Genomic DNA, 18,465 nt, shown 5'->3' with positions numbered 1-18,465 from the left:
GTTCTAGGGGGTCAGGTTCTAGGCTCTAGGGAGGACGTCCCTAGCATCTGTCCTCTCTTCCCTCGAACCCTTTCGATCAGGCCAGGGCCCTGAGGCGCTCGATCAGATCCGTCTTCTCCCAGGAGAAGCCGCCTTCGGCATCGGGGGCCTGGCCAAAATGGCCATAGGCGGTGGTGCGCGCATAGATCGGGCGGTTCAGACCCAGGTGCTCACGAATCGCACGCGGCGTCGCGCCGCCGATCATGCCGGGCAGTTCGCGCTCGAGCACCGCCTCATCGATCCGGCCTGTGCCATGCAGGTCGACGTGGACCGACTGCGGTTCGGCCACGCCGATGGCATAGCTGAGCTGGATGGTGCAGCGGTCGGCCAGGCCGGCGGCGACGACGTTCTTGGCCAGATAGCGGGCCGCATAGGCCGCTGAGCGGTCCACCTTGGTCGGATCCTTGCCCGAAAAGGCCCCGCCGCCGTGGGGTGCCGCGCCGCCATAGGTGTCGACGATGATCTTGCGGCCGGTCAGGCCGGTGTCTCCGTCCGGCCCGCCAATCTCGAAGATGCCGGTCGGGTTGATGTGCCACACCGTTTCATCCGTGATGAAGCTGGCGGGAAGAACCTCACGAACGACCGGTTCAACGACCTCGCGCACCTGGGCCTGGGTCAAGCCTGCGGCATGCTGGGTAGAGACGACGATTGATGTGGCGCGAACAGGCTTTCCATCTTCATAGAAGAGGCTGACCTGGCTCTTGGCGTCGGGCTCAAGTCGCGTCTCGCCGCCGTGGCGCAGGGCGGCCAGTCGACGCAGGATGTTCTGGCTGTACTGAAGCGTCGCTGGCATCAGCTCTTCAGTTTCGTTTGAGGCGTAGCCGAACATGATGCCCTGGTCGCCGGCCCCCTCGTCCTTGTTACCCGCAGAATCGACGCCGACGGCGATGTCGGCCGATTGTGGATGCAGATGGTTGTGGAAGGCGAACGTCTCCCAGTGGAAGCCGGACTGGGCATAGCCGATATCCCGCACAGCCTGGCGCACGGCGGCCTCGATCTCATCCTCGACACCCGGGGCCCAGTTCCCGGCGGTATCCATGATGCCCTTGCCGCGAATCTCGCCGGCGATCACGACCAGATTGGTTGTGGTCAGGGTTTCACAGGCAACGCGCGCTTCAGGATCCTTGGACAGAAAGAGGTCGACGATCGTATCCGAGATACGATCCGCGACCTTGTCGGGGTGGCCCTCCGAAACGCTTTCGGAGGTGAAGATAAAGGACGTTCGGCTCACGCGCGCGCTCTCCTGAGGCTAGGGCGCGCGGAACATATAAAGATATCTTTATATCCGCAAGCGTGTGGCCGACAAGATCAGTCGTCGTCGTCGGCCAGGGTTCGAACGAGTTCCAGAATCCGCCGGCGTTGCTTGGGAGCGAGGCGCGGGAAGAGCGACGCCAGCTCCACACCTTCGGTCGTCATCAGGAATTCATGCGTGTAGCGTTCGGACTCGCTCTCGGCGAAGCCGGCGGCGGGATCACGGTTCGCGAGCCCATCAAAGAAGTAGCTGACTTCAACGCCGAGGAAATTCGACGTTTCAAAGAGCTTGGAGGCCGACACACGGTTCACGCCGCGCTCGTACTTCTGGACCTGTTGGAAAGTTAGCCCCAGGGCCTCGGCCAACTTTTCCTGGCTCACCCCCATCAGCTTGCGGCGCATCCGTACCCGCGAGCCAACGTGAATATCGATAGGATTGGGCTTTCGCTCGCTGGCGGCTTCGGACGTGGTCAAGGCTTTCATTCCCCCCGATCAGCCGACGCGCCGGCGGCATCATGCCCACCCCCATCAGCGTGGCGGGAAGAAATGCGCGTTTTCATGCTGAATCTCAAGCCAGAAATCAGCAAGCCGAGCATTACAATAAGGAAAGCGAAATCGCCAATTTTCGCATAGAGGGTCGGCGGGGCTGGTTCGGGCAGTCGAACATCCAGAACCCCACTCTCGCCTGGCTCCAGATGGGCCCCAATGCGTCCCCAAGGGTCAATGAGGGCAGAAATGCCGGTGGGCGTCGCGCGAACCATAGGTAGTCCGGTTTCGATGGCCCGATAAGCCGCCAGATTAAGGTGCTGCCGAGGCCCGGATGTGCGACCGAACCAGGCGTCATTCGAGATGTTGACGATCCAGCCGGGACGACCTCCGACGGTCGAGGTGAAGCCGGGATACAGGCTTTCGTAGCAGATCAGGGGCTGGGCTCTCGGGGCACCGGGAATATCCACCGGCTCGGGACGTGGTCCTGCCGAGAAATCGGCCGGAACATGAACCAGTGATCGAATTCCGGTGGCCGACATTATGCCACCGAGTGGCAGGAACTCGCCGAAAGGCACCAGACGATACTTGTCATAGACGTCCGCCACGCGAAGCTGGCCATCATCCTGCAGCACGAACAGGCTGTTGAAATACCGGGGTGTGCCATCCGGGAGGGCATCTGCACGGCTGAAACCGGCGATCAGGGTTTGGCCGGGCTCCAGCGCCTGGTCCATGGTGGACCCGACCCAGGAGGTGAAGGCCTCGTTGGCGCTGATCGGCAAGGCTCCCTCAGGCCAAACAATAATGTCCGGCCGCGCCCCGCTCTGGCTGGCGGACAGATTGGCGTAGCGACGAACGACGGCTTCGAACTGGTCCGGTTCCCATTTGGCCTGCTGGTCGACGTCGGGCTGGACGATCCGCACCACCGTTGGTGTCAGTCTCAGATCGGCCTGGGACAGGCGTTCGGCACCACCCAGGAAAAGCCCGGCGACCAGCAAGGCACCGCCGACCAGATAGCCTGCCTTCACCTTCCAGCGACCGGGGCCGATGGCCAGGCCCAGGGTCGACACTGCCAGTACCGTGATGAGGCCCAGCCCATAGACGCCGACATAGGCGGCGATCTGTGACGGCGCGGAGCCGGCAGGCCAGACGGCTCCCGCCGGGTTCCAGGGCATGCCCGTGAGGACGTGGCCGCGCAGCCACTCGAACAGTCCAAACAGAGCCGCGAACAGGAAGACCCTCTCAGCCCCGCGATTTGGTGCCAGCCATCGGTAGGCGGCGCTCGCCCCGCCCCAGAACAGCGCCAGTCCGGCCGGCAGCAGGGATCCGGCAAAGGGGGCCATCCAGGCCTGATCGGGATTGACCAGAAAGGCTTCGGCCACCCACCAGCAGCTGACGAAAAAATAGCTGAAACCTGCCGCCCATCCGACCCCGAAGGCTCCTCGCACCGTCGCGGTACGCTCCGACAGGCCCATCAGAAGCGGGTATCCGAGCAACCCAAGCCAGATCGACCAGGGGGGATGCGCCAGGGCGGCACCAATCCCGGCCAGCAGGGCCAGGGCCACGGCCGTCAACCGCAGAAGGTGCCCGCGTGGGCGAAAGGGGAACGCGGGTCCAGCCGCATTCTCGCTCACCTCCTCGGGAATCTGGTCGTCAGCCTGGTTCATCTCGGAACGCATAGGGGTCCTTCAGACCCAGCTGTGCAAGGATCATGCGCTCGCGCGATTCCATGATCTCGGCCTCGTCCTCGTCCATGTGGTCATGGCCCAGCAGATGCAGGACGCCGTGCACGACGAGATGTTGCATGTGGTCGCTCAGCGACTTTCCTTGTTCGCCAGCCTCCCGCGCGCAAACGCCGTAGGCCAGAATAACGTCACCCAGAAAGGGGCGGGCCGTCTCCGGGGCGGGAAAGCTCAGGACATTGGTCGGCCCGGCCTTGTCGCGAAATCGTTGGTTCAGATCCGCGACGGTGTCATCGTCGGACAGGCTGATGGTGACAACTCCGGCCTCCTCCAGCGCAAGAGTGGCCGCTGCCTCGACCCGGCTCTGAACGTCGAAGAGGATCTCGTTCCAGGCCTCATCGTCGATCTCAACCTCGATCATGCACCCTCAAGGTCCGGGCGAGGCCGGCGCGCTTCGGCATCGGCGTCGTAGGCGCGCACGATGCGGGCCACAAGCGGATGGCGGACAACATCATCGGCGGTGAATTCGGACACGCCCACGCCCTCGACGCCGCTCAACAACCGGATGGCATGAGACAGGCCGGAATCGCGCGGGTTCAGCAGATCAACCTGGCTCGGATCGCCGGTGACAACCATGCGTGCGCCCTCGCCCAGACGCGTCAGAACCATCTTCATTTGCAGGCGCGACGTGTTTTGGGCCTCGTCCACGATGACGAAGGCGTGGGCAAGGGTCCGACCGCGCATGAAGGCCAGGGGCGCGACCTCGATTTCGCCCTTGTCGCGACGACGCCGAACAGCGTCCGCGCCAATGATCTGATCCAGGGCCTCCCAGATGGGGGCGAGATAAGGGTCAACCTTCTCGTTCAGGTCGCCTGGCAGAAAGCCGAGTCGTTCGCCGGCCTCGACCGCCGGACGTGTGATGACCAGTCGGTCGACCTGTCCCTTGAGCAGAAGCGTCGCCCCATATGCGGCGGCCAGAAAGGTCTTGCCGGTCCCCGCCGGCCCGACCCCGAAGGTCAGGTCGCAACGCTCGAGCATGTCGAGATAGGACGCCTGCGCAGCAGTCTTGGGCGCAATGGGGCCGCGCCGACCGGAAATCAGAGCCTGACCGCCCGCGCCGGATTTGCCGGTACTTGTCAGCGAAAGGCTGACGCGAACATCGGCCTCGGATAGATCAACACCCGCATCGGCCCGCTCAGCCAACAAGAGAACGGCCCGCTTGGCGTCGGCGCGCTCCCGTGTCGAGCCCGTGATGGTCACCCCGCCGCCCGGGCTTTCGATCAGGACGCTGAAGGCATTCTCGATCAGGGCCAGGTGGCGGCTATTCGGCCCGATGACGGCGCGCAACGCGGCGTCGGACAGGGCGATAAACTCTTCGCCGCGCGCCACTCAGGCTGTCTCCACGATGAGCTCGCCCGCCAGGGAATTCTGCTGACCCGAGGTAATCTTCACCGGGACGATCCGACCAATCAGGCCCTTGGCATCCTCGACATGGACGGACTGCAGGTACGGTGAGCGTCCAATGGCCTGATCGCGATGGCGGCCGGGCTTCTCGAACAAGACGTTGAGCGTCTTTCCCGCTTGGCTGGCGTTGAAGGTCGTCTGTTGCTCGAACAGAAGGGCCTGAAGCCGTTGTAGGCGGTCTTCGGCGACCTCGTCAGGCACCTGTCCGGGCATGGCGGCGGCAGGCGTGCCGGGCCGTCGCGAATAGCGGAAGGAGAAGGCTGAGGCGTGGTTGACCGCTCGCACAAGATTCATCGTGTCTTCGAAATCGCGTTCCGTTTCACCGGGGAAGCCGACGATGAAGTCGCCCGAAATCGCCAAGTCGGGCCGGGCGACGCGGACCTTGTCGATGACCTTGAGATAGCTGTCCGCCGAATGTTTGCGGTTCATCAGCCGGAGAATCCGGTCCGAGCCTGACTGCACCGGCAGATGCAGGTAGGGCATCAGGGCGTCCAGCTCGCCGTGGGCGGCGATCAGGTCGTCGGACATGTCGTTGGGATGGCTGGTCGTATAGCGAATGCGGTCCAGCCCCGGGATCTCGGCGATGGCGCGGGCCAGCTTCGCCAGGGTCCAGACCGAGCCATCGGCACCCGTCCCGTCATAGGCGTTGACGTTCTGGCCCAGCAGAGTGACTTCGCGCACCCCCTTGTCGGCCAGCGCCCGCGCCTCATCGAGAATGGCCCCGGCCGGGCGGCTCCACTCGGCCCCACGGGTGTAGGGCACCACACAGAACGAACAGAATTTGTCACAGCCTTCCTGAACCGTCAGGAAGGCGGTGACGCCCTTGACCGCCCGATCGGCGGGCAGACTGTCGAACTTGGCTTCAGCTTCGAACGCGGCGGCCAGCCGTTCGCCCTTGTCGCGGGCCGCGCGAGCCAGAAGCTCGGGGATCTGGTGATAGGCCTGGGGGCCGACGACCATGTCCACGGCGGGCTGGCGGCGGATGATTTCCTGGCCTTCCGCCTGGGCGACACAGCCGGCGACCGCGATCGTTGAGCGCGGCAGGCCCTGCTCGATCCGCTCGGCCCGGATCGCCTTCAGACGACCGAGTTCCGAATAGACCTTCTCGGCAGCCTTCTCGCGGATGTGGCAGGTGTTGAGGATGACAAAGTCCGCATCCTCGGGCCGGTCGGTGGCGGCATAGCCCAGCGGGCGCAGGACATCAGCCATGCGCTCGGAATCATAGACATTCATCTGGCAGCCGTAGGTCTTGATGAACAGACGTTTTGACGGCTGGCCGGTCGGCTGATCGGTCATGGCGGGCGTTATGGGGACGCCTTGCGGCGGAGGCAAGGCGGGAGGCTATTCGACCGCCGACCGCTGCAGGGCGAACAGCTCGGCGCAGCCGATCCCCGCCAGCTCGAACAGCCGGTCGAACTCAGCCCGCGAGAAGCCGCGCTTCTCGCCGGTGGCCTGGATTTCGACGATGCCACCCTGGCCGGTCAGAACGAAATTGGAATCGGCCTCGGCCGCCGAATCCTCATCATAGTCGAGGTCCAGCACGGGAACGTCGTTGAAGATGCCGCACGACACCGCCGCGACCTGATCGAGGATGGGGTCGGTTGTCACGGCACCCTTATCCTTCAAGGTCTTAACGGCCATCGCCATGGCCACCCAGGCCCCGGTGATGGAGGCCGTGCGGGTACCGCCGTCGGCCTGGACCACATCGCAGTCGATGAGGATTTGCCGTTCGCCCAAGGCCTTCAGATCGACGACAGCGCGCATCGAGCGACCAATAAGGCGCTGGATCTCCTGGGTCCGGCCCGACTGTTTGCCGGCGGCGGCCTCGCGGCGACCCCGCGTGTGGGTGGCGCGCGGCAACATTCCGTATTCCGCCGTCACCCAGCCCTGACCCTTGCCGCGCAGCCACGGCGGCAGGCTTTCCTCGACCGAAGCGGTGACCAGAACCCGCGTATGACCAAAGCTCACCAGACAGGAGCCTTCGGCATAGCGATTGACGCCGGTTTCCAGGGTGACGGCCCGCATCTGGTCGGGGCGGCGGTTCGACGGGCGCATGGGCGATGTCCAGAAAGGCTTGAAGGAGACGTTGCGCGGCTTATCCTATCGGCGTGAACGTCGCCACCGCCAAGACCCGGACCAGCAGAGCGCGCGGCGCGGAGACGCGGGCATGAGCGGCTTCATTTCACCAGCAACGCCGTCGGCCTCGGGTCTGGCCGGACTGGACGCGCGCGCACGCGACATTTTTCGGCGGATCGTCGAGTCCTATCTGGAAACGGGCGAGCCGGTGGGATCGCGGACCCTGTCGAGGGGCGGAATTCAGCTGTCGCCCGCCTCGATCCGCAACACCATGCAGGACTTGACGCACCTGGGCCTGTTGGCGGCACCCCATGTGTCGGCGGGGCGCGTGCCGACTCATGCGGGGTTGCGCCTGTTCGTGGATGGCCTGCTGGAAATCGGTGACCTGTCGGCAGAGGAGCGCCGCGCCGTTGATGCCCGGCTGATCGGCAAGGGGCGTGGGTTCGATGAGGCGCTGGAGGCGGCGTCTGACCTCCTGAGCGGTCTGGCCGGGGGAGCCGGGGTCGTGGCCGCCCCCGTGCGAGAAGCGGGCGTGCGCCATGTTGAGTTCGTCTCGCTGTCGTCCGAACAGGCACTGGTCGTGCTGGTATTCGATGATGGTGCCGTCGAGAACCGCCTGATGAAGCTGGCACCCGGTGTGACGCCATCGAGTCTGCAGCAGGCCTCGAACTTTCTGAACACGCGCCTGCGCGGGCGGACGCTGGGGGAGGCTCAGGCGGAGATGGCGGTGGAGCTTCAGGCCGCGCGGGCGGCGCTGGATGCGACGGCGGCGGGGCTTGTCGAAGACGGTTTGGCGGCCTGGTCCGGCGGCGAGGCGAAGGATCGGGCGCTGATCGTGCGCGGTCGGGCCAATCTGTTGCAGGACCCAGAGGCGCTGGCGGATCTGGAGCGGGTGCGCCAGCTGTTCGAGGACCTGGAAGAGAAGGAGCAGCTGATCGGCCTGCTCGATGGGGTGCGTGAGGCGCAAGGGTTACGCATCTTTATCGGCTCCGAGACACGATTGTTCTCCCTGTCGGGTTCCGCTGTGGTCGCGGCGCCCTATATGACCGGGCAACAGAAGGTGGTTGGGGCGATCGGCGTGATCGGACCGGCGCGCCTGAACTATGCTCGCGTGATTCCCTTGGTGGACTATACGGCGCGGGTGCTGGGACGAATGCTGGACAGACAGGACTGACGTGACCGAGACCCCTGAGAACCCGATTGACGAGACTGACCTCGAAGCGGCGATGGACGGTGATGATCTGGCTCCGCTCGACGCGGTCATCGCAGAGCGGGATGACTGGAAAGACAAGGCCATGCGCCTGGCCGCCGAGGTCGAGAACATCAAGCGCCGGGCCGAGCGCGAGGCCAACGATGCGCGCGCCTATGCCATTCAACGCTTCGCGACGAGCCTCCTGGGCGTAGCTGACAACCTGCAACGTGCTCTGACAGCGGCACCGCAAGGCTCGGTCGATGCCGGAGTGCAGGGGTTGGTGACGGGCCTGGAGATGACTGAGAAATCGCTGATCCAGGCATTTGAGGCCAATGGCCTGACCCGCGTGGCACCGGAACCCGGCGACAGGTTTGATCCGAATATCCATCAGGCCATGGCCGAACAGCCCTCGACCGAGGTGCAGGCCGGGACGGTGATCCAGACCTATCAACCAGGCTATGTCCTGTTCGGGCGGACCGTCCGACCCGCCATGGTCATCGTCGCGGCCCGCGGTAGTGCGGCGGCCCCGCCGGGCTCATCGGTGGATACGCAGGCCTGAGAAGGGCTTGGGGTCAGGTCCTAGGGAGGAACGCCGCGTCCCTGGAACCGGATCCCCAGAACCTAGAAGGCTTCGCCCAGATACACCCGACGCACTTCGGGGTTGGCGATGATCTCGGCCGGCGTGCCTTCGAACAGAACCTCACCACCGTGGATGATCGAGGCCCGGTCGATAATGTCGAGCGTCTCGCGCACATTGTGGTCGGTGATCAGCACGCCGATGCCGCGCGTGGCCAGATATACAATGACCTCGCGGATATCGGCAATCGCCAGAGGGTCGATGCCGGCGAACGGCTCATCCAGAAGCATGAAGCTGGGTTCAGAGGCGAGGGCGCGCGCGATTTCCACCCGTCGCCGTTCACCCCCTGACAGCGCCATCGCCGAGGCCTGGCGCAGATGGCTGATCCGAAGTTCTTCCAGCAGGCGGGTGGTATCGGCCATCGCCTTGGCGCGGTCGTGCTCTCTTAGCTCGACGACAGACAGGACATTCTCTTCGACGGTCATTCCGCGAAAGATCGAGGCCTCCTGAGGCAGGTAGCCGACGCCCAGACGCGCGCGCTGGTACATGGGCTGGCCGGTGATGTCCTCGCCGTCCAGATAGATGCTGCCGTACTCGACCGGGACGAGCCCCGTTATCATGTAAAAGCAGGTGGTCTTGCCGGCCCCGTTTGGCCCCAGCAGCCCGGCGACCTCGCCGCGACGCAGGCGCAAGGACACGCTTTTGACGACCGCCCGCCCGCCGAAGGAGCGACCGATCGAATCGACGAACAGGCCCTCGTTATCGGCCTCAACACCGGCGGAATCTGGTTTCAGGGTCAGGGTGCTCAAGCGAAGATCACTCGTCGGGATAGAAGACGCCACGCACCCGCTGGCCGGCGGAGGAGGGCGCGCCGTCCATGACGGCGTTGTTGGTGGCGACCACGACGGTCAGGCGGCTGCCGGTCATGACGTTCTCCCCCTGGGTCAGGATGACGTCTCCGGTCACGACAATGGTGTCGCTGGCGGCGGTGTAGACCGCACGATCTCCACGCACGACCTGGGTCGGGGTGACGAAATAGACATTGCCGGTGGCGACCACCTCGCGGACATCACCGCCGCCGCTGCCGTTGCGGGCGGGTGTCGTGAACATGTCGATGGCATCGGCCCGGAGCCGATTCTCGGCCTGGATGAGTTCGGCGCGCCCGATCAGTTTGAGCAGGCCCTGAGCCTCCACATACTCGGTTCGGTCCGCCCCCCACGCGACCGGTCCGCCGCCGGGCGCGATCTGGGCACCGGCCGGTCCGACCAGCAGAACGGTTGAGGCCGCCAGGGCGACCGGGAGGCTGCGAATGAGAAACCGCATCACGAAATCCTGTTCAGTCGGCCATGTTGATGACGCCGGTGACCTTGCGGTCGCCGTCGCCTTCGAAAACGAGACGAGCACCTTGATCGTAGATGGCATAGGACGCGGCGTCGATGGTTCCAAGACGTCCGCGTCCACGGATGTTGGACCGGCCCGAAATGACGCCGGTGCTCGTGTCAATCACGGCGGCTCCGGTGTCGAACCTGAACCCGGTCCCGCCATCAATGACCGTGACCTCGCCGGACAACTCGATCCGGTCCTCCCGCTCATTGTAGATTCCCGCTAGGGCCGTAATCTCTGTGGGGCGCTCGCCTGTCGCATTCAAGCGCAATGCCGGACGGGTGAGGTGAATCAAGGTTGCTTCGCCCCGATCCTGAACGGCTTCGGCAGCGGCCAGGACGAAGGATTGGCCCTGAGCATCCTGACCATAGAAGCGCGGATTGGTCATGCGGATGTCTGACTGTTGAGCCGCCTGGTCGGCCATATCTGCCAGAACGGTTCGGGCGATGACCCAACCCACTGTTCCAAGCGTGATCACCGCCAGGGCAATCGGCAGGGCCCGGCGAAAGAAATGGATCATGCGCGACCGCTTGCGCCAGGCCTCCATAGCCTCCACGACGCGCCGGGCGTCCTCACGCCGAACCGTGGCCAGGTCGGTCGGGGCCTGTTCGAGCAAGGAGGGGACGGGGCCGGCGGGCTGGGTCATGCGTGAGCGAAGATATCCATCTCTTCCCATCCGCCAAGATCAAGGCGGGCGCGGGTCGGCAGAAAATCGAAACAGGCCTGAGCCAGGCCGGCGCGGCCTTCACGAGCCAGCATTAGGTCCAGCTGGTCGCGGATACGGTGCAGATGCAGGACATCCGAGGCGGCATAGGCCAGCTGATCCTTCGACAGGGTCTGATTCCCCCAGTCCGAGCTCTGCTGAGCCTTGGACAGTTCGACCCCGGCCAATTCGCGTGCCACATCCTTCAGGCCATGGCGATCCGTGTAGGTGCGCGCCAGCTTGGACGCGATCTTGGTGCAGTAGATCGGCCAGGTATCCACATCCAGATAGAGCTGGAACATGGCGATGTCGAAACGGGCGAAGTGGAACAGTTTCAGCACCGCCGGATCAACCAGCAGCCGCTTGAGGTTCGGGCAGTCATAGTTCGGGCGGTTCAGACGCACGATATGGGCGTTGCCATCCCCGGATGACAGCTGAACGACGCACAGTGGATCGCGCCGATAGCGCAGGCCCATGGTTTCCGAATCGACCGCCACCACCGGCCCCAGATCGAGGTCGTCGGGAAGATCGCCGAGGTGAAGATGGGTGGCCAAGGTCAAGCGCCCCTGTGAATCATTGTGGACCATATACGCGAACGGCGCCGGTCCAAAGAACCAGCGCCGTCTCGTGGGCCGTCGCCCGAAGAATTGGTGCCCAGGAGAGGACTCGAACCTCCACGACCTTTCGGCCACTGGCACCTGAAGCCAGCGCGTCTACCAATTCCGCCACCTGGGCCCGACCCGCCAGGGGCCGAAGGCGCGGACACATAGGGCGGAAGCCAGGGCGGGTCAACGGGTCTGTTGGGTTTCTCCGCATTGCCGTTCGCGGACACCTCGGCTATCCCCGGCTCGACTTCCCCTCGGTGAGAGATTTCCGGCAATGGCGCGTTCCGATTCCCTGGTCACAGTGTTTGGCGGTTCAGGCTTTCTGGGTAGCCAGGTGGTGCGCGCCCTGTTGCGCGGCGGCCATCGGGTTCGGATCGCTGTGCGCCATCCCAACCTGGCCTTTGAAAGCCAGACCCAGGGCCGGGTCGGGCAGATCCAGCGGGTCGCCTGTGATGTTCGCGACGACACCCAGGTCGCCGCTGCCCTGGAGGGGGCGACGGCTGCGGTCAATCTGGTCGGCGTCCTGTTCGAAAGCCCCTGGCAGAGCTTCTCGGCCCTGCATGGTGACGCCCCAGAACGGATCGCCAAGGCCTGTGCCAAGCGCGGCATCAGCCGTCTGGCTCATGTGTCGGCCCTCGGGGCCGATGCCGGGTCGTCGTCGAAATATGCAAGGACGAAAGGCGAGGGCGAGATTCGGGCTCGCGCCGCCCTGAAGTCTACGACCGTAGTTCGCCCCTCGGTGATCTTTGGCCGCGGCGACGGGCTTTTGAACCGGTTCGCGAGCCTCGCGACCGTGTCTCCGGCCCTGCCGATGCCCGGTGGTGGTGAGACCCGCTTCCAGCCGGTCTATGTGGGGGATGTTGCGGAAGCTGTGTCCAGGACGGTCGACGACCCCACTGCGGCAGGCAAAACCTATGAACTGGGCGGTCCCGAGGTTCTGACTCTGCGCCAGATCCTCGAACTGGTGAATCATGAAACGCGGCGGGACCGCGCCCTGTTGCCCCTGCCTGCGGCGGCTGCAAGCGCGCTCGGTCTGATGCTGGAGCCGCTGAGTTGGGTCGGCCTGGCCCCTCCTCTGACCCGTGATCAGGTCGCCCTGTTGAAGGTCGACAATGTGGTGAGCCAGGGCGCGCCCGGACTCGCCGATCTTGGGATTGAGGCTACCGGGGTCGAAGCGATCGCGCCCACCTATCTGTGGCGCTATCGTGTGGGCGGCCAGTTCGCTGACATGGCCCCCGCCTAGGGTCGGCCGTGCGACAAATCCTTTCGCCGGAAGGTCTGGCGCGGCTGGAATGGGGAGACGTTGGTCGCCCCGTCGACCTGATCTTCGTCCACGCCAACGGTTTCAACGCGCGCACCTATCGCAACCTGCTGGCCCCCTTGGGAGATGCCTGGCGGGTGCTGGCCCCGGATCTTCGTGGCCACGGCTTGACCGACCTGCCGACGGTGCCGACTAACCGGGCCAGCTGGAACGATATGCGAGGAGATCTGATTGATCTGGTCGCGAGCCTGAGCGGACCACCCGTCGTGCTGGCCGGGCATTCGATGGGCGGAACCCTGGCCTTGCTGGCGGCGGCCCAAATGCCCGAGCGGGTTCGTGCCGTGGTCATGCTCGATCCGGTGATCCTCGCGCGCTCAGCGGCAACGGTGATGCGGCTACCGGGCGGCTGGCGGATGGCGAAACGACATCCGTGGGCTGTCGCTGCGCTCAAACGTCGTTCCCACTTCGAGAATCTGGACGTGGCTTTTACGACTTATCGGGGGCGCGGCTCGTTCAAGGGCTGGCCCGATGCGACCTTGCGGGACTACGTCGATGGCGGATTCCGACCGACATCAGATGGCGCGGTCGAGCTGGCCTGTGCGCCGGCGTGGGAGTCCTCGAACTATTCCGCCCAGGCCAATGATGCTTGGGGGGCTCTGCGGCGACTGGACCGCCCGGTTCACATCCTGAAGGCCGAGATCGGCTCGACCTGTGCGGTGACACAGGGCGATGCTGCCCGCGTGCCACAGCTGAGTGTCTCGGCCCTGCAAGGCGGAACGCATTTCTTTCCCATGCTGATGCCGGAACAGGCCCGGGCAACCCTTGAGACGGCGATCACAAGTTAGAGCCAGCGCCGCTTCTTGAAGTACCAGAGCGGGAACAGGGCCGAGACGATCATCGCCAGCAAGGCCGCCGGATAGCCCCAGATCTGCGAGAGCTCGGGCATGTGGTGGAAGTTCATTCCATAGATTGAGGCGATCAGGGTCGGTGGCATGAAGGCCACCGCCGCCACCGAGAAGATCTTGATGATGGCGGACTGTTCAATGTTGATCAGACCCAGGGCGGCTGACAGCTGGAAGCTGATGGTCTGCACCAGACCACCGATATGTCCTTGCAGCGACTGAATGTCGCGCGACAGCGATCGATGATGCTCACCCGCCTCAGGGTGCAGGTCGAACCGGGAATCAAGCTGGATGAAGGTGAGGGCGCGTTCGATGCCGGTCAGGCTGTCAGAAATGCGTGACGAGGCATGCTGGGCGACGCCCAGGCGTTTGATGGCGCGTGCATAGTTGGTCTTTCCGGGGTCGACAAAGATGTCATTGGAAACATCATCCACCTCGCGAGAGAGCCGTTCGATGACATCCGCCGTGCGGTCAATGATGGCCTCGAACAGGTGCATCAGCACCATGACGGCTCCCGAACAAAGTTCAGGATCGCGATCAAACCGCTCGCCCAGGATCTTGAAGGCCCGGGGCTCAAAATAGCGGACCGTGACCAGGGGGCCTTCCGAGAGGATGAAGGTAACCGGACCTACCAACGGTAGCAGGGCGTCGGTGTTGTACAGGAGATCGGTCGTCAGATAGGTCGCCTGATCCTGGCGATAGAGGCGCGACGAGGCCTCGATTTCCGCCATCTCATCTGGTGTCGGGACGGGACGACCTAGAATTCGCTCGATGGCGAGTTCCTCGGTGCGGCTGGGCTCAACCAGATCGATCCAGACCGTGGCGTCCGGCACGGTCCATCCGTCTGGCGGATCGGACACTTCGGTCGGAGACGGTTCGCAGGACTGGAAAAGTCGGATCATAGGCGGCCCCCGTCTGGCGCGAACCCGACCTCAAGCCGCTCCGAATGTAAAGGGGGCAGGTGTCAGGGCTGGCCGGAGGCGGCGCTCAGCGCAGCAGTCTGATAGCCGCTGGCCTGCATGCCTTCGGCCTGGGCCGAGATGCGCTGCATGGCGGCGGCATCGTCCTGGTAGATGAAGCCATAGGTCGGATAGACACTGATGCCCAGGCCGTTTGACGGGTTGTGCCAGACGCGAACCTGGCTCCAGTCGTTTTCGGGCGAGACATCGACCACCGTGACGTCACGTTCGATCCGCCCGCGCGATCCACCCCAGTTGGCGTGGCTGATTCGCATGACACGCTCGGTCAGAATCTGGCTGACGACCGCCACATGTCCACGGGTCGAGGCTCCATGGGGTTGAAAGACGAGAACCGCCCCGACCTCGGGGGCGCGACCGGTCCGCAGGCCGCGGGTCTGGGCCGAGGCCCACCAGGTCCAGGCATCGCCATAGATCTGAATGCCGGAGAACTCCCGGGCGAAGCGCACGCACTGGTAGTAGGTGTCCTGCGCCACCGCGGCCGTCGCCGGCACCAGGGCCGACACGGCGACAACGGCCGCAAACAGGGCGGTGCCCAGGCGCTTGAACATGGAAGGTCCCGACGACGTTTATCCTAGGACCTGATCTAGCGGGGAGGTCTTAAGATCGAAAAGGCGTCAGGTCGCCGCAGGCTGAATTTGCCTGCGACCTTTCGACGCGCGCTGTTCAGCCCAGCGGCGCATGGCCGCCCGCGCCGGGCGTTCGATCAGGTGATGGGTCAGACCGGCCAGCGGCACAATCGCCAGAACGGCCGGCACCCACATCCACGAGGGCAGGTGCTCTGACCCACCATTTAGACGCGCCAGTCCATTGATGGCGAGGAGCTTCCACGGCACGCAGACCATGTAGACGGAATAGCTGATCTCCCCCAGCCAGACGCCGGTTTTTGATTCCAGTGGACCGCCGCGGCCCGCCAAGCCGGCCAGGGCGAGGATCAGAACGCTGAACAAGGTCACGGTGATTCCGTCCCAAAGCTGGAAGCCGGCGCAGGCCAGGATGAGGCTCGTGGTCATGACCGCCCACACACCCGGCCGACGCAGCCCACCGGACCGCCAGACGAGATAGGCCGCGCAGCCCAGGGCGAAACAGGGAACGATCCGTAACGCGCCCCAGTCGATCGTCGCCTGGGTCAAGGGGAAGCCCGCGACAGTCTCAAAGACGGCATAGGTCGCGCACAGGCCAGCCGTTGCCAGAACCAGTGCCAGCCCGGGGCGCGAGCGCAGTCGCCAGGTCGCCCAGGCGAAAACCGGGAAGCAGAGATAGGCGAACCACTCTGCCGAAATTGACCATGACGGATGGTTCCAGGCGGCCTCGGGGGCCAGACCCCAGGCCTGGGTCAAGGTCAGGTTCGCCGGCAGAGATGCCCAAGACAGGATGCTGTCGTCGATTGATATTCCAGCCAAGACGGCGGCCAGTCCCAGAAGACCTACCCCGATCAGGGTCGCCAGATGCAGCGGATAGACACGGGCCAGTCGTGCCCACAGGAAGGAACCGTAGCGGAAGGAGCCGTCTGCGGTGCTGGCCAGATAGACGTGACACAGGATGAAGCCGGACAGGACGAAGAACAGTTCAACGCCGAGATAGCCCTGGGCGACAAGGCCGGGGGTCCAGCCGGTGGCCGGCCCCAGGTCGAGCTTGGGCCAATAGTGGAACATGACGACCCAGAAGGCCGCCAGGAACCGCATAGAGGTCAAGGGCTTGAGGTTTTCCGGCGTCATGGCGGTGGTCCGACATCCCGATGATTGACGCGGCAAACTACCGTAGAGGCGATGAGGAACCGTTAAGCGGCCGACATTGACCGCAAGAGGCGGGACGCCGGGCCTCCTTTCGACGGGCAAGACGGCCCTGCTGAAATCGGAGATATGGCCTATGTTGATGGCAATGGATCGTTCCCAGACAAATGACAGTCGGTATGCGGCGCTGGCGCGTCGAGACGCGTCCCAGCGGTTGGCTTTTGTTGTCGGCGTCACGACAACGGGCATCTACTGCCGATCTGGCTGCCCCGCCCGAACGCCACGACGCGAGAATCTCGAGTTCTTCGATACGGTTGAACAGGCCCGGTCGCGCGGATACCGCGCCTGTCTGCGTTGCAAGCCGGACGAGGCGGCCCCCCAGGCTGATAGGGTCGCCAGAGCGTGCCGGATCATTGAGGCCGCGGAAACACCGCCATCTCTGGAGATGTTGGCGGCGAGCGTGGGGCTGTCGCCGCATCATTTTCACCGGATGTTCAAGGCAAAGACGGGCGTGACCCCGGCGGCCTACGCCCGACAGATTCGCGACGGCCGAGCCAAGGCGGCTCTGACGGAGGGGGGGCGCGTGACGGATGTGATCTACGATTCCGGTTTCGGCGCGCCCAGCCGCTTCTATGATTCAGCCGATCGGCGCTTCGGCATGACGCCCACGGCCTGGAAGAAGGCGGGGGCCGGAGAGCGCATCCGGGTGACGGTCGCGGCCTGTTCGTTGGGCCGGGTCCTGGTGGCGGCAACAGACAAGGGCGTGTCTTCGATCGAGCTGGGCGATGATGCCGATTTCATGCTGGCGCGGTTCAAGGCCCGGTTTGCCGAGGCCGAGACGCTGGCCGAGGACGGATATCTTCAGGCGCTGGTCAAGCGCGTCGTCGAATTGATCGACGATCCGAAGGATCCGGGTGCCGATCTGCCGCTGGACGTTCGTGGTACCGTCTTTCAGCAAAAGGTCTGGCAAGCCCTGCGGACCATTCCGGCCGGCCAGACCTGGACCTATGGGGAGCTGGCGGCGGCTATTGGCCGCCCCGGTGCCGCGCGCGCGGTCGGAGCGGCGTGTGGGGCCAATCCCGTGTGCGTTGTGGTGCCCTGTCACCGCGTTGTCGGGTCCAGCGGTTCCTTGACCGGCTACGCCTGGGGTACGGACCGCAAGAGAGAGCTTCTGCGCCGCGAAAGGGGCTGATGTGCTTTTTTGAGGTGGCCCGGTCAGGGGTGTCCCGGCTAGAGACGGGCCATGTCCGAGCTTCAAACCCTGACGGGTCTTTCCGAGATCGCCGACCGTTATGACGTCGTCCTGTGCGATGTCTGGGGCGTGGTGCATGACGGCAAGGTGCCGTTTGCGGCGTCGGTGGAGGCTCTGCGCCGCTTTTCGGAACAGGGTGGCGTGGTGGTGCTGATCTCCAACTCGCCGCGCCCGCGCGAGAGTTTCGTCGTCCAGCTGGATGACATCGGCGTGGATCGCAAAGCCTGGGCTGCTGTGGTGACGTCGGGCGACGCGACGCGGGCGGAACTGGCCAAACGCGCGCCGGGCCCCGCCTGGCGCGTTGGTCCCGAACGGGATGCGGGCATCTATGATGGCACAGGCGTCGAATTGACCGACGATCTGTCCGAAGCGGCCTTTATTTCCTGTACCGGTCTGTTCGATGACGATGTGGACCAACCCGAAGACTACAGAGACGGATTTTCGGATTGCGCGCGGCGCGGGCTCGAAATGGTCTGCGCCAACCCAGACAAGGTCGTTCACCGTGGCAAGGATCTGATCTGGTGCGCCGGTGCCCTTGCCGATGTCTATGCGGCGGTGGGCGGAACGGTCGTCATGGCCGGCAAGCCGTTCTCGCCCATCTATGAGTTGGCGTTGCGAGAGGCGGGCCGGCTACGGACCGGGGCCCTCGACAAGAGCCGCGTTCTGGCAATCGGGGACGGCCTGCCCACCGATGTCCTGGGGGCGAATCGACAGGGCCTGGACTGTCTGTTTGTCGCGGGTGGGATCCATGGGGCCGACGTCGTGGACGCCGCCGGCCGTCTCGACCCGTTGCTGGCCGAGGCTCGTCTGGCCCAGTCTGGGGCCACTGCCCGCTATGTTCTCAAGGAGCTGACCTGGTGAGCGCGCACGCAACCCCCGACG

General features: G+C 64.7%; 20 protein-coding genes and 1 tRNA gene. 6 read left to right on the top strand and 15 right to left on the bottom strand.

What is annotated here, in order from left to right:
• Positions 1 to 76: 76 nt before the first annotated feature.
• From metK to rph, 7 genes are all read right to left on the bottom strand, one after another.
• On the bottom strand, positions 77 to 1,270 hold the full coding sequence (gene metK, locus G391_RS0103405) for a methionine adenosyltransferase (protein WP_029086270.1): 1,194 nt from the start codon (positions 1,268 to 1,270) through the stop codon (positions 77 to 79).
• A 77-nt stretch (positions 1,271 to 1,347) separates the two neighbouring features.
• Positions 1,348 to 1,773 carry a helix-turn-helix domain-containing protein gene (locus tag G391_RS0103400; protein WP_035303516.1) on the bottom strand — a complete coding sequence of 142 codons (426 nt, stop codon included), beginning with the start codon at positions 1,771 to 1,773 and terminating at the stop codon, positions 1,348 to 1,350.
• On the bottom strand, positions 1,770 to 3,455 hold the full coding sequence (lnt, locus tag G391_RS13700) for an apolipoprotein N-acyltransferase (RefSeq protein WP_245572025.1): 1,686 nt from the start codon (positions 3,453 to 3,455) through the stop codon (positions 1,770 to 1,772). The genes G391_RS0103400 and lnt overlap by 4 nt, the downstream gene beginning before the upstream one ends.
• Complete coding sequence (ybeY, locus tag G391_RS0103390) at positions 3,430 to 3,879, bottom strand: rRNA maturation RNase YbeY (protein ID WP_029086268.1); 450 nt, start codon at positions 3,877 to 3,879, stop codon at positions 3,430 to 3,432. The genes lnt and ybeY overlap by 26 nt, the downstream gene beginning before the upstream one ends.
• Positions 3,876 to 4,847 (bottom strand): PhoH family protein, encoded by a 972-nt coding sequence (locus G391_RS0103385; protein ID WP_029086267.1) that lies wholly within the window; start codon positions 4,845 to 4,847, stop codon positions 3,876 to 3,878. The genes ybeY and G391_RS0103385 overlap by 4 nt, the downstream gene beginning before the upstream one ends.
• A complete protein-coding gene (gene miaB, locus G391_RS0103380) occupies positions 4,848 to 6,218 on the bottom strand; it encodes a tRNA (N6-isopentenyl adenosine(37)-C2)-methylthiotransferase MiaB (RefSeq protein ID WP_029086266.1) in 1,371 nt (456 codons plus the stop codon).
• 45 nt (positions 6,219 to 6,263) lie between these two features.
• Positions 6,264 to 6,977 (bottom strand): ribonuclease PH, encoded by a 714-nt coding sequence (rph, locus tag G391_RS0103375; protein WP_029086265.1) that lies wholly within the window; start codon positions 6,975 to 6,977, stop codon positions 6,264 to 6,266.
• Positions 6,978 to 7,089: 112 nt separating this feature from the next.
• Between rph and hrcA the strand changes: the two genes are divergently transcribed.
• Positions 7,090 to 8,172 carry a heat-inducible transcriptional repressor HrcA gene (hrcA, locus tag G391_RS0103370; RefSeq protein WP_051257152.1) on the top strand — a complete coding sequence of 361 codons (1,083 nt, stop codon included), beginning with the start codon at positions 7,090 to 7,092 and terminating at the stop codon, positions 8,170 to 8,172.
• Positions 8,173 to 8,224: 52 nt separating this feature from the next.
• Positions 8,225 to 8,749, top strand: a complete 525-nt coding sequence (gene grpE / locus G391_RS0103365; protein ID WP_084169139.1) for a nucleotide exchange factor GrpE — start codon at positions 8,225 to 8,227, stop codon at positions 8,747 to 8,749.
• Positions 8,750 to 8,811: 62 nt separating this feature from the next.
• Here grpE and lptB read toward each other — a convergent pair whose 3' ends face one another.
• The 5 genes from lptB to G391_RS0103340 all read right to left on the bottom strand — a co-directional run bounded on the left by lptB (position 8,812) and on the right by G391_RS0103340 (position 11,588).
• Complete coding sequence (gene lptB, locus G391_RS0103360; RefSeq protein ID WP_029086262.1) at positions 8,812 to 9,567, bottom strand: LPS export ABC transporter ATP-binding protein; 756 nt, start codon at positions 9,565 to 9,567, stop codon at positions 8,812 to 8,814.
• Between the two features lie 16 nt (positions 9,568 to 9,583).
• A complete protein-coding gene (locus tag G391_RS0103355) occupies positions 9,584 to 10,090 on the bottom strand; it encodes an LptA/OstA family protein (protein WP_029086261.1) in 507 nt (168 codons plus the stop codon).
• 13 nt (positions 10,091 to 10,103) lie between these two features.
• Positions 10,104 to 10,796, bottom strand: coding sequence for an LPS export ABC transporter periplasmic protein LptC (gene lptC / locus G391_RS0103350; RefSeq protein ID WP_169719088.1), 693 nt, complete (start codon positions 10,794 to 10,796; stop codon positions 10,104 to 10,106).
• Positions 10,793 to 11,440 carry a ribonuclease D gene (locus G391_RS0103345; RefSeq protein WP_084169106.1) on the bottom strand — a complete coding sequence of 216 codons (648 nt, stop codon included), beginning with the start codon at positions 11,438 to 11,440 and terminating at the stop codon, positions 10,793 to 10,795. Before G391_RS0103345 ends, lptC begins: the two co-directional genes overlap by 4 nt.
• A gap of 61 nt (positions 11,441 to 11,501) precedes the next feature.
• Positions 11,502 to 11,588: transfer RNA gene (locus G391_RS0103340), tRNA-Leu, on the bottom strand.
• 144 nt (positions 11,589 to 11,732) lie between these two features.
• On the opposite strand from G391_RS0103340, the gene G391_RS0103335 reads away from it, so the two are divergent.
• Both G391_RS0103335 and G391_RS0103330 read left to right on the top strand, forming a co-directional pair.
• Positions 11,733 to 12,701: a complex I NDUFA9 subunit family protein gene (locus G391_RS0103335; protein ID WP_029086258.1), complete on the top strand. Its 969-nt coding sequence runs from the start codon at positions 11,733 to 11,735 to the stop codon at positions 12,699 to 12,701.
• Positions 12,702 to 12,709: 8 nt separating this feature from the next.
• On the top strand, positions 12,710 to 13,564 hold the full coding sequence (locus tag G391_RS0103330) for an alpha/beta fold hydrolase (RefSeq protein ID WP_029086257.1): 855 nt from the start codon (positions 12,710 to 12,712) through the stop codon (positions 13,562 to 13,564).
• Here the strand turns inward: G391_RS0103330 and G391_RS0103325 are convergent.
• The 3 genes from G391_RS0103325 to G391_RS0103315 form a co-directional block, all read right to left on the bottom strand.
• Complete coding sequence (locus G391_RS0103325) at positions 13,561 to 14,523, bottom strand: magnesium transporter CorA family protein (protein WP_029086256.1); 963 nt, start codon at positions 14,521 to 14,523, stop codon at positions 13,561 to 13,563. The two genes, G391_RS0103330 and G391_RS0103325, sit on opposite strands and share 4 nt — an antisense overlap.
• Positions 14,524 to 14,585: 62 nt before the next feature.
• On the bottom strand, positions 14,586 to 15,149 hold the full coding sequence (locus G391_RS13695) for a CHAP domain-containing protein (RefSeq protein ID WP_051257089.1): 564 nt from the start codon (positions 15,147 to 15,149) through the stop codon (positions 14,586 to 14,588).
• Between the two features lie 66 nt (positions 15,150 to 15,215).
• The gene (locus G391_RS0103315; protein ID WP_029086255.1) at positions 15,216 to 16,316 is read right to left on the bottom strand and encodes an acyltransferase family protein; all 1,101 of its coding nucleotides are present in this window, start codon (positions 16,314 to 16,316) and stop codon (positions 15,216 to 15,218) included.
• 163 nt (positions 16,317 to 16,479) lie between these two features.
• Between G391_RS0103315 and ada the strand changes: the two genes are divergently transcribed.
• Positions 16,480 to 17,523: a bifunctional DNA-binding transcriptional regulator/O6-methylguanine-DNA methyltransferase Ada gene (gene ada / locus G391_RS0103310; protein ID WP_029086254.1), complete on the top strand. Its 1,044-nt coding sequence runs from the start codon at positions 16,480 to 16,482 to the stop codon at positions 17,521 to 17,523.
• Between the two features lie 51 nt (positions 17,524 to 17,574).
• The gene (locus G391_RS0103305) at positions 17,575 to 18,444 is read left to right on the top strand and encodes a TIGR01459 family HAD-type hydrolase (RefSeq protein WP_029086253.1); all 870 of its coding nucleotides are present in this window, start codon (positions 17,575 to 17,577) and stop codon (positions 18,442 to 18,444) included.
• Positions 18,445 to 18,465: the final 21 nt, after the last annotated feature.

Origin of the sequence: Brevundimonas aveniformis DSM 17977 (assembly GCF_000428765.1) — a bacterium.
In the GTDB taxonomy this organism is placed as follows: Bacteria; Pseudomonadota; Alphaproteobacteria; order Caulobacterales; family Caulobacteraceae; genus Brevundimonas; species Brevundimonas aveniformis.
This window is presented reverse-complemented; position numbering and strand designations above follow the sequence as displayed.